At 57.8% G+C, this 14,166-nt stretch carries 12 protein-coding genes; 6 read left to right on the top strand and 6 right to left on the bottom strand.

Annotated elements, in window-relative coordinates:
* Positions 1-10 precede the first annotated feature (10 nt).
* The 5 genes from ubiI to ACQG2Q_RS19145 all read left to right on the top strand — a co-directional run bounded on the left by ubiI (position 11) and on the right by ACQG2Q_RS19145 (position 6,933).
* Positions 11-1,213: an FAD-dependent 2-octaprenylphenol hydroxylase gene (gene ubiI / locus ACQG2Q_RS19165; RefSeq protein ID WP_045308800.1), complete on the top strand. Its 1,203-nt coding sequence runs from the start codon at positions 11-13 to the stop codon at positions 1,211-1,213.
* A 397-nt stretch (positions 1,214-1,610) separates the two neighbouring features.
* Entirely contained in the window at positions 1,611-2,705 is a 1,095-nt protein-coding gene (gene gcvT / locus ACQG2Q_RS19160) for a glycine cleavage system aminomethyltransferase GcvT (protein WP_003860107.1), read from the top strand.
* 23 nt (positions 2,706-2,728) lie between these two features.
* Positions 2,729-3,118 (top strand): glycine cleavage system protein GcvH, encoded by a 390-nt coding sequence (gene gcvH, locus ACQG2Q_RS19155; protein WP_058646291.1) that lies wholly within the window; start codon positions 2,729-2,731, stop codon positions 3,116-3,118.
* Positions 3,119-3,245: 127 nt separating this feature from the next.
* Positions 3,246-6,119, top strand: coding sequence for an aminomethyl-transferring glycine dehydrogenase (gene gcvP, locus ACQG2Q_RS19150; RefSeq protein ID WP_063850029.1), 2,874 nt, complete (start codon positions 3,246-3,248; stop codon positions 6,117-6,119).
* A 70-nt stretch (positions 6,120-6,189) separates the two neighbouring features.
* On the top strand, positions 6,190-6,933 hold the full coding sequence (locus ACQG2Q_RS19145) for an SDR family oxidoreductase (protein WP_023306889.1): 744 nt from the start codon (positions 6,190-6,192) through the stop codon (positions 6,931-6,933).
* A gap of 2 nt (positions 6,934-6,935) precedes the next feature.
* Here ACQG2Q_RS19145 and ACQG2Q_RS19140 read toward each other — a convergent pair whose 3' ends face one another.
* The 6 genes from ACQG2Q_RS19140 to ACQG2Q_RS19115 form a co-directional block, all read right to left on the bottom strand.
* Positions 6,936-7,436 (bottom strand): protein disulfide oxidoreductase, encoded by a 501-nt coding sequence (locus ACQG2Q_RS19140; RefSeq protein WP_032626112.1) that lies wholly within the window; start codon positions 7,434-7,436, stop codon positions 6,936-6,938.
* Positions 7,426-8,028, bottom strand: a complete 603-nt coding sequence (locus ACQG2Q_RS19135) for a DsbA family protein (protein WP_022649312.1) — start codon at positions 8,026-8,028, stop codon at positions 7,426-7,428. The genes ACQG2Q_RS19140 and ACQG2Q_RS19135 overlap by 11 nt, the downstream gene beginning before the upstream one ends.
* 1 nt (position 8,029) lies before the next feature.
* Complete coding sequence (locus ACQG2Q_RS19130; RefSeq protein ID WP_063150144.1) at positions 8,030-10,039, bottom strand: protein-disulfide reductase DsbD family protein; 2,010 nt, start codon at positions 10,037-10,039, stop codon at positions 8,030-8,032.
* Positions 10,040-10,087: 48 nt separating this feature from the next.
* The gene (locus ACQG2Q_RS19125) at positions 10,088-10,447 is read right to left on the bottom strand and encodes a hypothetical protein (protein ID WP_022649310.1); all 360 of its coding nucleotides are present in this window, start codon (positions 10,445-10,447) and stop codon (positions 10,088-10,090) included.
* A 124-nt stretch (positions 10,448-10,571) separates the two neighbouring features.
* Complete coding sequence (gene bglA, locus ACQG2Q_RS19120) at positions 10,572-12,005, bottom strand: 6-phospho-beta-glucosidase BglA (protein WP_063850027.1); 1,434 nt, start codon at positions 12,003-12,005, stop codon at positions 10,572-10,574.
* 116 nt (positions 12,006-12,121) lie between these two features.
* Positions 12,122-12,853, bottom strand: coding sequence for a MurR/RpiR family transcriptional regulator (locus tag ACQG2Q_RS19115; RefSeq protein ID WP_426759282.1), 732 nt, complete (start codon positions 12,851-12,853; stop codon positions 12,122-12,124).
* A 266-nt stretch (positions 12,854-13,119) separates the two neighbouring features.
* Here ACQG2Q_RS19115 and trhA point away from each other — a divergent pair, with 266 nt between their 5' ends.
* Positions 13,120-13,779: a PAQR family membrane homeostasis protein TrhA gene (gene trhA, locus ACQG2Q_RS19110; RefSeq protein WP_022649307.1), complete on the top strand. Its 660-nt coding sequence runs from the start codon at positions 13,120-13,122 to the stop codon at positions 13,777-13,779.
* Positions 13,780-14,166: the final 387 nt, after the last annotated feature.

Genomic DNA, 14,166 nt, shown 5'->3' with positions numbered 1-14,166 from the left:
AGTAATCACCGTGCAAAATGTTGATGTCGCCATTGTCGGCGGCGGAATGGTAGGACTGGCGCTGGCCTGTGGTTTACAGGGCAGCGGCCTGCGCGTGGCGGTGCTAGAGCAAAATGCGCCGCAGCCTGTGGCGCAGGATGCACCGCCGGAGCTGCGCGTCTCGGCGATCAATGCCGCCAGCGAAAAGCTACTGACGCACCTTGGCGTCTGGTCTGAAATCGTGGCGCTGCGTGCCAGCTGTTACCATGGCATGGAAGTGTGGGATAAAGACAGCTTCGGCCATATCGCGTTTGACGATGAAAGCATGGGCTACAGCCACCTTGGGCACATCGTTGAAAACGCGGTGATTCACCATGCGCTGTGGCAAAAAGCGCAGCAGTGCAGCGACGTCACGCTGATCGCACCGGCGAAACTTCAGCAGGTGGCGTGGGGCGAAAACGACGCGTTTATCACTCTTGAAAGCGGCGACATGCTGACCGCGCGGCTGGTAGTGGGTGCCGACGGCGCCAATTCCTGGCTGCGTAACAAAGCGGATATTCCGCTGACCTTCTGGGATTACCGTCATCACGCCCTGGTTGCCACAATCCGCACCGAAGAGCCGCATGGCGGCGTGGCGCGCCAGATTTTCCACAATGATGGCATTCTGGCCTTCCTGCCGCTTGCCGATCCGCATCTCTGCTCCATCGTCTGGTCTTTAGAGCCGGAGAAAGCGCAGCAGATGCAGGAGGCGACGCCGGACGCCTTTAATCAGGCGCTATGCGTGGCGTTTGATAACCGTCTGGGCCTGTGCACGCTTGAAAGCGAACGACAGGCGTTTCCGTTAACCGGTCGCTACGCGCGTCAGTTTGCGGCGCACCGTCTGGCGTTGGTGGGGGATGCGGCGCATACGATTCATCCGCTGGCCGGGCAGGGGGTGAACCTCGGCTTTATGGACACGGCCGAGCTGGTTGAAGAGCTGCGTCGTCTGCATCGGGAAGGTAAAGATATTGGTCAGCATCTGTATCTGCGTCGCTACGAGCGCAGCCGCAAACACAGTGCGGCGATGATGCTGGCGGGTATGCAGGGCTTCCGCGAGCTATTTGCCGGAGCGAACCCGGCGAAAAAACTGCTACGCGATATCGGCCTCAAACTGGCCGACACCCTTCCCGGCGTCAAACCGCAGCTTCTTCGTCAGGCAATGGGTCTTAACGATCTTCCCGACTGGTTACGTTAATCTCGATCCCCGTCACACTTTATTTTCCCGGCCTTCGCGCCGGGGAAATCTCCTCGTTTGAAATAATCTAATTTCACGTCATTTTTCGCATTAGAAAATCTAATCTTACTATTTTTATGTTACGGAAATTCGGCCCGTTTTTCCGCACGAAATATCACCATCTGCTAAATCCTGTTAGCTCGATGTTAATTTTATGCGGGTTTAATCGCATTTTACCAGTGAATAACTCTGTAGGCTTTTCAGCGATTTTTGGTCATAAGCTAATGTGATGACCCGTTTTACCTTATGGTTAACCGCCGGTTTCGGTGGTAAGTTCAGGTAAAAGAGAACGTTTGCGTCGGCCCTCGATCGCGAGGTCGACACCGGGTTTCACGGTGAATTTTTCAACGAGGAAAAGATGGCTCAACAGACTCCTTTGTACGAACAGCACGTGTTATGCGGCGCCCGCATGGTGGACTTCCACGGCTGGATGATGCCGCTGCACTACGGCTCGCAGATTGATGAGCACCACGCGGTGCGCACCGATGCCGGTATGTTCGACGTGTCTCATATGACGATTGTCGACCTGCGCGGTAGCCGCACCCGGGAGTTTTTGCGTTATCTGCTGGCAAACGACGTCGCCAAACTAAAAACGCCGGGCAAAGCGCTCTATACCGGCATGCTCAATGCCTCTGGCGGCGTGATTGACGACCTCATCGTCTACTACTTCACCGAAGATTTCTTCCGCCTCGTTGTAAACTCCGCCACCCGCGAAAAAGACCTCTCCTGGATTTCCCAACACGCTGAACCCTACGCCATCGACATCACCGTTCGTGACGATCTGTCGCTGATTGCGGTGCAGGGGCCAAACGCCCAGGCGAAAGCCGCGTCTCTGTTCAGCGACGAGCAGCGCAAAGCAACCGAAGGCATGAAGCCGTTCTTCGGCGTGCAGGCGGGGGATCTGTTTATCGCCACCACCGGCTACACCGGTGAAGCGGGCTACGAAATTGCAATGCCAAACGAAAAGGCCGCAGATTTCTGGCGTGCGCTGGTGGAGGCGGGTGTGAAGCCTGCGGGCCTGGGCGCGCGCGATACGCTGCGTCTGGAAGCGGGGATGAACCTCTACGGTCAGGAGATGGACGAAGGCGTCTCACCGCTGGCGGCCAACATGGGCTGGACCATCGCGTGGGAACCGGCTGACCGTGATTTTATTGGCCGTGAAGCGCTGGAGATGCAGCGCGAGAAGGGCACTGAACAGCTGGTTGGCCTGGTGATGAAAGAAAAAGGCGTTCTGCGCGGCGAGCTGCCGGTGCGCTTCACCGATGCCGATGGCAATCATCGCGAAGGCGTGATCACCAGCGGAACGTTCTCCCCGACGCTCGGCTACAGTATTGCACTGGCACGCGTGCCAGCGGGGATTGGCGAAACGGCGGTGGTGCAGATCCGCAACCGCGAAATGCCGGTCAACGTGACCAAACCGATTTTTGTTCGCGCCGGTAAGCCGGTCGCCTAACTATTTTTATCAGGAGAACTTCAATGAGCAATGTGCCAGCAGAACTGAAATACAGCAAAGAACACGAGTGGCTGCGCAAAGAGGCGGACGGCACTTACACCGTTGGGATCACCGAGCACGCGCAGGAACTGCTGGGCGACATGGTGTTTGTTGACCTGCCGGAAGTGGGCGCAACCGTGAGCGCAGGCGACGACTGTGCGGTGGCGGAATCCGTTAAAGCGGCCTCTGACATCTACGCTCCGGTGAGCGGTGAAATTGTTGCCGTGAACGACGCGCTGAGCGACTCCCCGGAGCTGGTGAACAGCGAGCCTTATGAAAGCGGCTGGATCTTTAAGATCAAAGCCAGCGACGAAGCGCAGGTTGCCGCGCTGCTGGATGCGACCGCGTACGAAGCACTACTGGAAGACGAATAACGTTGTGCCGGATAGCGCTGCGCTTATCCGGCCTACAGATCTACGTAGGCCCGGTAAGCGTTAGCGCCACCGGGCAACAGCGTTACAGATAATTACGATTCACTGCACGTTTCAGGAACCATCGCTCATGACACAGACTTTAAGCCAGCTTGAAAACCGTGGCGCCTTCATTGAACGTCACATTGGGCCGGATGCTCAGCAACAGCAGGAGATGCTGAAGACAGTTGGCGCGGATTCATTAAACGCACTGATCGGCCAGATCGTGCCAAAAGACATCCAGCTTGCCACACCGCCGCAGGTAGGCGAGTCCACGACGGAGTTCGCCGCGCTGGCGGAGCTGAAGGCCATCGCCGGCCTTAACAAGCGCTATAAGTCTTATATCGGCATGGGCTACACCAACGTGCAATTACCGCCGGTGATCCTGCGTAATATGCTGGAAAATCCGGGCTGGTACACCGCTTACACCCCGTATCAGCCAGAAGTCTCCCAGGGCCGTCTGGAAGCGCTGCTGAACTTCCAGCAGGTGACGCTGGATCTGACCGGTATGGATATCGCCTCTGCCTCGCTGCTGGATGAAGCCACTGCCGCCGCTGAAGCGATGGCGATGGCGAAGCGCGTGAGCAAGCTGAAAAACGCCAACCGCTTCTTCGTCGCGGCGGACGTGCATCCCCAGACGCTGGACGTGGTGCGCACCCGTGCGGAAACCTTCGGCTTTGAGGTGATTGTCGACGACGCTGACAAAGTGCTGGATCACCAGGACGTCTTCGGCGTGCTGTTACAGCAGGTGGGCACCACCGGGGAAGTGCATGATTACAGCGCGCTGATCGCCGAGCTCAAATCCCGTAAGGTTATTGTTAGCGTCGCCGCTGATTTTATGGCGCTGGTGCTGCTGACGGCGCCAGGTAAACAGGGCGCGGATATTGTCTTCGGCTCAGCGCAACGCTTCGGCGTGCCGATGGGCTACGGCGGCCCGCACGCGGCGTTCTTTGGCGCGAAAGATGAATTTAAACGTTCCATGCCAGGCCGTATTATCGGCGTATCGAAAGATGCCGCCGGTAACACCGCGCTGCGCATGGCGATGCAGACCCGCGAGCAGCATATCCGCCGCGAGAAAGCGAACTCCAACATCTGTACCTCGCAGGTGCTGCTGGCTAACATTGCCAGCTTATACGCGGTGTTCCACGGTCCGGCAGGTCTGAAACGCATTGCCAGCCGCATCCACCGTCTGGCCGATCTCCTGGCCTGCGGTCTGCAACAGAAAGGTCTCAGGCTGCGTCATGAGCACTACTTCGACACCCTGTGCGTCGAGGTGGCAGACAAAGCGGCCGTGCTGGCGCGCGCCGAGGCAGCACAAATCAACCTGCGCAGCGACATTCACAATGCGGTCGGCATTACGCTGGACGAAAGCACCACCCGTGACGATATCCTGACCCTGTTCAACGTATTGCTGGGTGACGCACAGGGTCTGGACGTTGATACGCTCGACAAAGAGGTTGCGCTCGACAGCCGCTCCATTCAGGAAAGCATGCTGCGCGACGACGCGATCCTGACTCACCCGGTGTTCAACCGCTATCACAGCGAAACCGAGATGATGCGTTACATGCACTCTCTGGAACGTAAAGATCTGGCGCTGAACCAGGCGATGATCCCGCTGGGCTCCTGCACCATGAAGCTGAACGCCGCGGCTGAGATGATCCCAATCACCTGGCCTGAATTCTCCGAGCTGCACCCGTTCTGCCCGGCTGAGCAGGCGGAAGGTTATCACATGATGATCAACCAGCTCTCCGACTGGCTGGTGAAGCTGACCGGGTACGACGCGCTCTGCATGCAGCCGAACTCCGGTGCGCAGGGTGAATACGCCGGTCTGCTGGCGATCCGTCACTATCACGAAAGCCGCAACGAAGGCCACCGCGATATCTGTCTGATCCCAAGCTCTGCCCACGGCACCAACCCGGCCTCTGCCCAGATGGCAGGGATGGAAGTGGTGGTCGTGGCGTGCGACAAAAACGGCAACATCGATCTGGCCGACCTGCGCGCGAAAGCCGAGCAGGCAGGCGACAAACTCTCCTGCATCATGGTGACCTACCCGTCCACCCACGGCGTGTACGAAGAAACGATCCGTGAAGTGTGTGAAGTGGTGCATCAGTTCGGCGGCCAGGTTTACCTCGACGGCGCGAACATGAACGCCCAGGTGGGCATTACCTCTCCGGGCTTTATTGGCGCGGACGTGTCGCACCTGAACCTGCATAAAACGTTCTGCATTCCGCACGGCGGCGGCGGCCCGGGCATGGGCCCAATCGGCGTCAAAGCGCACCTGGCACCGTTTGTGCCAGGCCATAGCGTGGTGCAGATTGAAGGCATGCTGACCCGTCAGGGCGCGGTCTCCGCGGCACCGTTCGGCAGCGCCTCTATCCTGCCAATCAGCTGGATGTACATCCGCATGATGGGCGCGGAAGGGCTCAAGCAGGCCAGCCAGGTGGCGATCCTCAACGCCAACTACATCGCAACACGTCTGAAAGACGCCTATCCGGTGCTCTACACCGGCCGCGATGGTCGCGTGGCGCACGAATGCATCCTCGATATTCGTCCTCTGAAAGAAGAGACGGGCATCAGCGAGCTGGATATTGCCAAGCGTCTGATCGACTACGGCTTCCACGCGCCAACCATGTCCTTCCCGGTTGCAGGAACTCTGATGGTTGAGCCGACCGAGTCTGAAAGCAAGGTGGAGCTGGATCGCTTTATCGACGCGATGCTGGCGATCCGCAGCGAAATCGACCGCGTGAAAGGCGGGGAATGGACGCTGGAAGATAACCCCCTGGTTAACGCGCCGCATACCCAGAACGAACTGGTGGCAGAGTGGAACCACGGTTATACCCGCGAGCTGGCTGTCTTCCCGGCAGGTGTAGCAAACAAATACTGGCCAACCGTGAAACGTCTTGATGATGTTTACGGCGACCGTAACCTGTTCTGCTCCTGCGTGCCGATGAGCGAATACCAGTAACGTTGTTCCTGTAGTAACGTAGGCCGGGTAAGGCGAAGCCGCCACCCGGCTTTTTTATTGGGAGAAAAGAATGGCAATTGCATTGGTCACCGGCGCCAGCCGGGGTATTGGTAAAGCCACCGCGCTACAGCTGGCAAGCGAAGGCTACACCGTTGCGGTGAATTTTCATCACAACATCAAAGCCGCGACAGAGGTTATTAATCAGATCGTGGACGCGGGCGGTAAGGCCTTTGCCGTGCGCGCGGATATCAGCGATGAATCGCAGGTGATGGCGATGTTCGACAGCATCGATCGCGAAGGTGAGCCGCTCGCCGCGCTGGTGAACAACGCCGGGATTTTGTTTGAACAATCCTCCATCGAAAACCTCTCCGCTGAACGTATTAACCGCGTGCTGTCCACCAACGTCACTGGCTATTTTCTCTGCTGCCGTGAGGCGGTGAAACGCATGTCGCATAAACACGGCGGCAAGGGCGGCGCGATTGTGAATGTCTCCTCGGCGGCCTCACGACTGGGCGCTCCGGGGGAGTATGTGGATTATGCTGCCTCCAAAGGGGCCGTGGATTCCCTGACAACCGGCCTCGCGCTGGAGGTGGCGGCGCAGGGCATTCGCGTTAACTGCGTGCGGCCAGGCCTGATTTATACCGATATTCACGCCTCCGGCGGCGAGCCGGGGCGTGTGGATCGGGTGAAGTCGATGTTACCGATGCAGCGTGGCGGTCAGCCGGAGGAGGTCGCCCAGGCCATTACCTGGCTGCTGAGCGACAAAGCCTCCTATGTCACCGGTAGCTTCCTGGAGCTGGCTGGCGGGAAGTAACGCTACGACGCCAGCCACAGCCGCAGGCGCATTCCCCAGCCGCTGGTCCAGCCGGTGGTGATCGACTTCACTTCACCGTGAGAGATCACCACAAGCGTTGGCGTCACCTGAACGTCCCACTGACGCGCCAGTTCTCCGCTGGCGTCGTTGACCGTGGGCATCATCGCCTTCTTCTTTCTCATCCATGTTTCGAGCGTCGCGTTATCGCCCGAGCGCAGCGCAACCGACATCACGTTACCCCCGTCCGCGGCAATCGCCGCCACCGACGGCGTGGTGTAGCGGCAGACGCCGCACCATGTCGCCCAGACGTAGACCAGCAGCGGTCGCTCCTTACTCATGGCGATAAGATCGACGGGCTGACCGTCGAGGGTGTGCAGTGCCGTCGCGGAGAAATTCTGCGGCAGCGCGGGCTGGCGGAAATAGTCCACCGCCAGGCTCACGGCTACGCCAATCAGCAGCCACACGGCCAGCTCGCGCAGCAGGCGCGGAAGCTTACTTGCCACGGGCGTTCGCCAGCTGTTCTTTGACCAGCCCCTCCAGATCGTCATACGGGATTGCGCCCGCCACCATCTGGTCACCGATGATGGTCGCCGGGGTGCCCTGAATATTCAGCACCTGCGCCAGGATCAGGTTCATCTTTACGCTGTCCATAGTTTTATCATCGGTTTTAATGCTGTCCGTCCCGGTCTTCACCTGCGCGGCGGCGATGCTGGCGTCATCGTGATAGCCCTTTTTCATCATCAGCCGCTGGTGTAGTGCCCAGAATTGATCCGGCGCCTGCTGCCACGTTGAGAGCGCCGCTTTCGCGGCATTTACCGAGCTTTGTCCCTTGAACGGCAGCAGTTTGATGATGAGCTGCACGTCGGGATTATCGTGCACGATTTTCTCCAGCATTGGGTCGAACTGCTTGCAATACGGGCAGTTGTAGTCTGTGAAGGAGACGATGGTGAGCTTCGGCGATGTCGCTCCGGTTCGCGGGCTGTTGGGGTCGTTAAACAGCAGTTTTGCCAGCTGGTCGTTGGAAGCGTCATCTGACGGTGCGGCGAAACCGAACGTTGATAACGACAGCAGAAGTAAGGCAACAAAGGCTCTCATGTTATTTTCCTTTTGCATCGGACAGGGTGCTCAGCACCGCTTCGCGGCTTAACAACGCAGGCAGCACGTGGCCCTGAGGTAATCCCGGTCCGTAGATCTGGTTAAACGGCACGGCGGCGCTGCCGCGCGTGGTTAAAAACTGGCTGATGGTATCTGAGGGGCGGCTCCAGTCGCCGCGCAGGGCGACAACGTCCGGGGCGGAGAGCGCGACCTGCACGTCGTCGCGCAGCAGAACGTTGTATTTATTGGCTTTACAGGTCACGCACCAGTCGGCGGTCACGTCGACGAACACCCGTTTGTTCTCCGCCAGCGCGCGGGCAATGGCCTGCTCGCTGAGCGGCTGCCAGTGAATACGATCGCGGCGGGAGCCCTCGCCGCCGGAGCCGGAAACAAACGCGACTACCCCGGCCACCAGTACAGCTAATACCCCGGCGCGCAGTGCCGTTTGCCAGCGGTAGCGCCAGGCGGTGACCAGCAGCAGCGCAAGGATCAGTAGCACGCCCAGCGTAATGACCGGCAGGCTGCCAATGTGCACCGTCAGCAGGCTCAGCAGCCACAGCGATGAGCCGAGCATCATCATCCCCAGCACTACGCGTACAACGTTCATCCAGCGCCCCGGACGCGGCAACCGCTGGGCCAGCCCCGGCCAGGCCGCCACCAGCAGCCACGGCAGGCTCATGCCGATACCCATCGCCAGGAAGATCCCCCACAGCAGGGGAAGCGGTGCCGCCAGCGCGACCGAGACCGCCGTCCCCAGGAACGGCGCGGTGCAGGGTGTCGCCAGCAGCGTGGCAAACGCGCCTTGCCAGAAATGACCCGCAAGCCCGTTGCCGCCGCGCGTGGCGAGGAAGGTGCTGGCGCCGGAAGGGAGACGGATTTCAAACAACCCCAGCAGGCTGGCGCTGAAGAGCACCATTACCAGCGCCATCGCGGCAATAAACCACGGGTTCTGGAACTGGATCCCCCAGCCGAGCGCCTGATTGCCTAAACGTAATACCGTCATCATCAGCGCCAGTGCGAGGAACGAGATCACGATCCCGGCTACCGATGCAAGAAACTGCCTGCGCACCTGACCGCGCGCCTGCCGTTCGGTTTGCATCAGCGTGCCCAGCTTCATGGCCAGCACCGGCAGCACGCAGGGCATAACGTTGAGGATCAGGCCACCAGCCAGCGCCATCAGCAGCACCCAGCCTAACGGGAGCGTCGGCGCGGCGTTCCCCGGCTGAATGCTCAGGCTGGACTCCTGCGCCTGCCCGCTATCGGCCAGAACCAGTGACAGGGTTTTGCCGCTGAGGTTGGGCGCGGCCTCGCCCCAGCTGTCCGTCACGGGCACGGTGGCGACCAGCGAATCACCGCGCACGGTGAGGGCCGGTTTGCCGAAATCAACATCATCCATACCGTCGATAAACAGCGACGGCGCCTGCCAGCCTGCGTCACGCTGCGCCGTTACGGTCAGCTTGCCGGGGGCATAGGTGGCGTTAAGCGTTGAGGTCAACCCGCCGCTGAGCGGAAGGGTGCCCATGGCCCGACTGAAATCGTAATCAAAACCGGCGCCTGCGGATGCGGTCATGTTCAGCGAAAACGGGTAGTCGGTAAGAATACAGACGTTGCTACAGGTGGAGAGCGTAAGCACGCCGCTCAGGATCGTCGGGACGTCGCCCCGCAGAGTGAGGGGAAAGCTGACATCGCCGTGATAGCCCTGCGTGGTGATGCCCGCGACGTCGAAACGCTGCGGCACAGGCCAGCGCCAGATCGCCTCGACGGGCTGATGCCATTTAATCGCGGGTGCGACGCCGCCTTCGCCCGGCGAGCGCCAGTAGGTTTTCCAGCCTTTTTGCAGGGTGACGTCCAGCAGCAGGCGGGTTTCGCCAGTGCTTTCAGGTTGCGCACGCAGCCTGACGCTGGCGTGCTGATTATCGGCGGCGCGCAGCCAGCCGCTGTCGGCAGCCTGGCTGAGGGGCAGCCATAGCCAAAGCAGGCAGACCAGCAGTCGCCTGAATACAGTAAACATAAATTTTCTCCGTAAATGATGAATTAACCTGAAGTAACAGGCGAAGGCTCATTCACGGAAGACGCATAATCGCAGATGCACCCTTAACCGGGGCGGGGAGATAACGCGGGGAGGCCACTGCCGTTCGCGGCGCGGTGGACTGGCTGCCAGCAACGCAAGCAGCAGGGTGACGGCAATCAGGGCGCCTTCAAACAAAACAGGCGGGACCGACATCAGCGACTTGGCGCTTAGCTCACACGGGGTTACCGGTGCGTCGGCACTCTCCTGCCCCTGCTGAACAGACTGGCTCGTGGCGGTGACGTTCATGACAAGCGCGTGCATCCCGGCCATCCGCTGGGCGGTACATATCAGTACCACCAGGCAGGCCAGGGCTACAAGCAGGATAGCGTTGCGTTGTCGCTTAATCATGTTCGCCTCAAATATTCAGGATGCCTATATTATCGGGCGAACATATTTTGGCAACGCAAAAGCTGTAAAGAAGTGTCTGGAAGATAAGCAGTTTGCCCTCTCCGCTTGCAGAGAGGGCAAGCCATTACAGCGTTTCGCCGTTGCTGGCAATGACGGTTTTATACCACTCAAAGCTCTTCTTACGGGAGCGGGACATGTCACCGGTGCCGTCGTCGTGCTTGTTGACGTAGATAAAGCCGTAGCGCTTGCTGTACTGGCCGGTGGTGAAGGAGACGCAGTCGATGCAGCCCCACGGGGTGTAGCCCATCAGATCCACGCCGTCGTACGTCACGGCCTTCATCATCTCTTCCACGTGGGCGCGCAGGTAGTCGATGCGGTAGTCATCGTTGATGCTGCCGTCTTCTTCCACTTTGTCGTAGGCGCCGAAACCGTTCTCCACGATAAACAGCGGCTTCTGATAGCGCTCGTACAGTTCGCACAGTGAATAACGCAGGCCCACAGGGTCAATCTGCCAGCCCCAGTCGGACGCCTTGACGTGTGGGTTCGGCACGCTGCCCTCGAAGCCGGAAATGGCGTCACCGGTGCCGCCTTCCGCTTTGACCGCGTTGGTCATGTAGTAGCTGAAACCTAAGTAATCGCAGGTGCCTTCACGCAGGATCTGCTCGTCGCCTGCTTCCATTTTGATGGAGAAGCCACGGCGTTCCCACTCGTTCAGCACGTAAGACGGGTAGTAGCCGCGTAGCTGTACGTCGGTAAAGACGTAGCGCTCGCGCATGGATTCCTGAGCGAACATCACATCTTCTGGCTTGCAGGAGTACGGATAGAGCGCCACCATCGCCAGCATGCAGCCGACTTTCATCTCCGGGTTAATGCGGCGGGCGGCTTCCACCGCCAGCGCGCTGGCCACGAACTGGTGGTGCAGCACCTGGTACATGGTCTCTTCCGGGTTGTCGTGCTCGGTATAGACCACGCCAGAGCAGCAGTAGCCGAACAGCGGCGCACGCCAGTTGCGCTGGTTGTTGATTTCGTTGAAGGTCATCCAGTATTTGACCTTATTTTTGTAGCGCTCAAATACCACTTCCGAGAAGCGTACAAAGAAATCGACTACTTTACGGTTGGTCCATCCGCCGTATTCCTGAACGAGGTGCAGCGGCATTTCAAAGTGGGAGAGGGTGATCACCGGCTCGATGTTGTACTTCAGCAGTTCATCGAACATGTCGTCGTAAAACTTCAGCCCCTCTTCGTTTGGCTGAGTTTCGTCGCCTTTCGGGAAGATGCGCGTCCAGGCGATAGAGGTACGGAAACATTTGAAGCCCATCTCGGCAAACAGCTTGATGTCTTCTTTGTAATGGCCGTAAAAGTCGACGGCTTCGTGGTTCGGGTAATATTTGCCTTCAATCACTTCCTGCGTGATTTCACGCGGAACGCCGTGTGCGCCGCCGGTGAGCACGTCGCAAATGCTTGGCCCTTTGCCGCCTTTGTTCCAGCCGCCTTCAACCTGGTGCGCCGCCACCGCGCCGCCCCATAAAAAATCTTTCGGTAAAGTGAGTTTTTTCATCTTTGCTATTCTCAATTTAGGACTTATTGATTTCGAGTCTAGCAAAGCGGAAATAAATGTCACGATATAACATTTTGCGGAAATTGTAATTTGTCACATCAAAAAAACAGGATGTTTTATTCTGTTAATTTCTTCGCCAGTTTCCGGCCTAATGATTCCAGAATATAGATGACGGGGATTTGGGTGGTTATATCGTAAACGCCGCCTATGCGCGTTTGGGGGACATGCCAGGAGAGATTAAAGTCCGCCAGTTTCGCGAGACGAGAATGTTCGTGGCTGGTGACAGAGAGCACCTTGCAGCGATGCAGGCTGAACTGGCTGGCGAAGCGCAGGATTTCCTCGGTTTCTCCGGAGACGGAAAGTACAATGGCCAGTGCATTTTTAGCCATATCGTTAGTGACCGGGAAATAAGGATCGTCGATATAGTTGCTGAATTTCCCGATATTTGAAAAGAAACGTGCGCCATATTTTGCCAGCGATCCGGACGTGCCTGCGCCAACAAAAATAATTCGTTCAGATGATAAAATAATATCGACGGCTTTATCTAATAACGCATCGAACTCTTCGTTATTTACGCTTTTAAAGAAGCTGATAATTTCACTGGCACCAAAATTCGCCTGCTGCGGCTCGTTCTGCTCCAGATAGAGTTTAAAGCGCACCCGAAATTCCGAGTAGCCTTCGCAGTTGAGCTTTCGGCAGAAGCGCAGGATAGTAGTGGTAGAGACTCCCGCCGCATCCGCCAGCTCGCGGATGGTCATGTACATCACTTTGTCACGGTTCTTAATGACATAGTTGTAGACCATCATTTCCAGATTGTTGAGGCTGGCAATGGCGGAATGGCTGAACATACTCACAATGGCTAAACTCGCTGTCGGACACTATCCCTGAAGCATACCATGATGACGAAGGGTGAGAGACGGATTTATCTCCTTGATTACTCAGGTGTTAATGAAATCATTTACACCTGTGCGGTGGGTTTGGTTTGTATTTGTTTGATTTATAAAGATAAATTCTTATTGGGGATTTATTTTAGCTAACAGGTGTTCACTGGAATCATTCTCAGTTAGCATAGACTGGCGATGAATAATCATCTTTTGTTTTCCCGGAGTTAAGTATGGTGAGCAGACCATTAATCGCACAGGGATATTCGCTGGCTGAGGAAGTAGCCAACAGTATAAGCCATGGCATTGGCCTGGTGTTTGGGATTGTCGGCTTAGTATTGCTGTTGGTGCAGGCGGTAGATACCAACGCCAGCGCGATGGCCATTACCAGCTACAGCCTGTATGGCGGGAGTATGATCCTGCTTTTCCTTGCCTCAACGCTGTATCACGCTATTCCGCATCAACGGGCGAAGATATGGCTCAAGAAATTTGACCACTGCGCAATCTATCTTCTCATTGCAGGCACCTACACGCCATTTTTGCTGGTGGGGCTCAACTCACCGCTGTCGCGTGGCCTGATGATTGTAATCTGGAGCCTGGCGCTGCTGGGGATCCTGTTCAAGCTGACCATCGCGCACCGGTTCAAAGTGCTGTCGCTGGTCACCTATCTGACAATGGGCTGGCTGTCGCTGATTGTGGTGTATCAGTTAGCCATTAAGCTGGCGGTGGGGGGCGTGACGCTTCTGGCGGTGGGCGGAGTGATCTACTCGCTGGGCGTGATTTTCTACGTCTGCAAGCGTATCCCGTACAACCATGCCATCTGGCACGGCTTTGTGCTGGGCGGCAGCGTGTGCCACTTTCTGGCAATTTATCTGTATGTTGGTCAGGTGTAGTTTTTTTGTAAGGTGCGGTCTGATGCCCTCACCCCGACCCTCTCCCACAGGGCTGAGGGATCCCCAGTAATTTTTTTATGCAGAAGCAATAAAGTTGCTTTCTAAATGACTGAGGGCTGTCAGCGATGCCCTGGTCCGGCTGTAAATCGCTGAGGCGTTTCCTGCAGGCCGGGGCGAGGCGCAGGGATGCGCCGAGAGGGCGGCTTTACAGGGACGTTGCCTCCGCCCGTACCCGATAAGCCGGAAGGAATAAGCCGAGGGCACCGCGAAGCGGCGATTTACCGCCGGGAGCCCGGGTCGCCAGGGTGGTGGCGACTGAGCCACCCTGGCACGTTCACCGGTCATGTCGTTACAGAGTAGCAAGGAACATAAAGTGAACGGAATGAC

The organism is Enterobacter cloacae complex sp. 370H10 (genome assembly GCF_050031535.1).
GTDB classification, from domain to species: domain Bacteria; phylum Pseudomonadota; class Gammaproteobacteria; order Enterobacterales; family Enterobacteriaceae; genus Enterobacter; species Enterobacter intestinihominis.
Note: the sequence above shows the minus strand (reverse complement) of the source record. Positions and strands in the feature narration are given on the sequence as shown.

What these genes read in the sequence shown, in the direction of transcription:
- gcvH (WP_058646291.1), top strand. Translation starts at nt 2,729, where the DNA reads ATGAGCAATGTGCCAGCAGAACTGAAATACAGCAAAGAACACGAGTGG.
- ACQG2Q_RS19135 (WP_022649312.1), bottom strand. Translation starts at nt 8,028, where the DNA reads ATGAGAGCCTTTGTTGCCTTACTTCTGCTGTCGTTATCAACGTTCGGT.
- ACQG2Q_RS19125 (WP_022649310.1), bottom strand. Translation starts at nt 10,447, where the DNA reads ATGATTAAGCGACAACGCAACGCTATCCTGCTTGTAGCCCTGGCCTGC.
- gcvP (WP_063850029.1), top strand. Translation starts at nt 3,246, where the DNA reads ATGACACAGACTTTAAGCCAGCTTGAAAACCGTGGCGCCTTCATTGAA.
- gcvT (WP_003860107.1), top strand. Translation starts at nt 1,611, where the DNA reads ATGGCTCAACAGACTCCTTTGTACGAACAGCACGTGTTATGCGGCGCC.
- trhA (WP_022649307.1), top strand. Translation starts at nt 13,120, where the DNA reads ATGGTGAGCAGACCATTAATCGCACAGGGATATTCGCTGGCTGAGGAA.
- ACQG2Q_RS19130 (WP_063150144.1), bottom strand. Translation starts at nt 10,039, where the DNA reads ATGTTTACTGTATTCAGGCGACTGCTGGTCTGCCTGCTTTGGCTATGG.
- ACQG2Q_RS19145 (WP_023306889.1), top strand. Translation starts at nt 6,190, where the DNA reads ATGGCAATTGCATTGGTCACCGGCGCCAGCCGGGGTATTGGTAAAGCC.
- bglA (WP_063850027.1), bottom strand. Translation starts at nt 12,005, where the DNA reads ATGAAAAAACTCACTTTACCGAAAGATTTTTTATGGGGCGGCGCGGTG.
- ACQG2Q_RS19115 (WP_426759282.1), bottom strand. Translation starts at nt 12,853, where the DNA reads ATGTTCAGCCATTCCGCCATTGCCAGCCTCAACAATCTGGAAATGATG.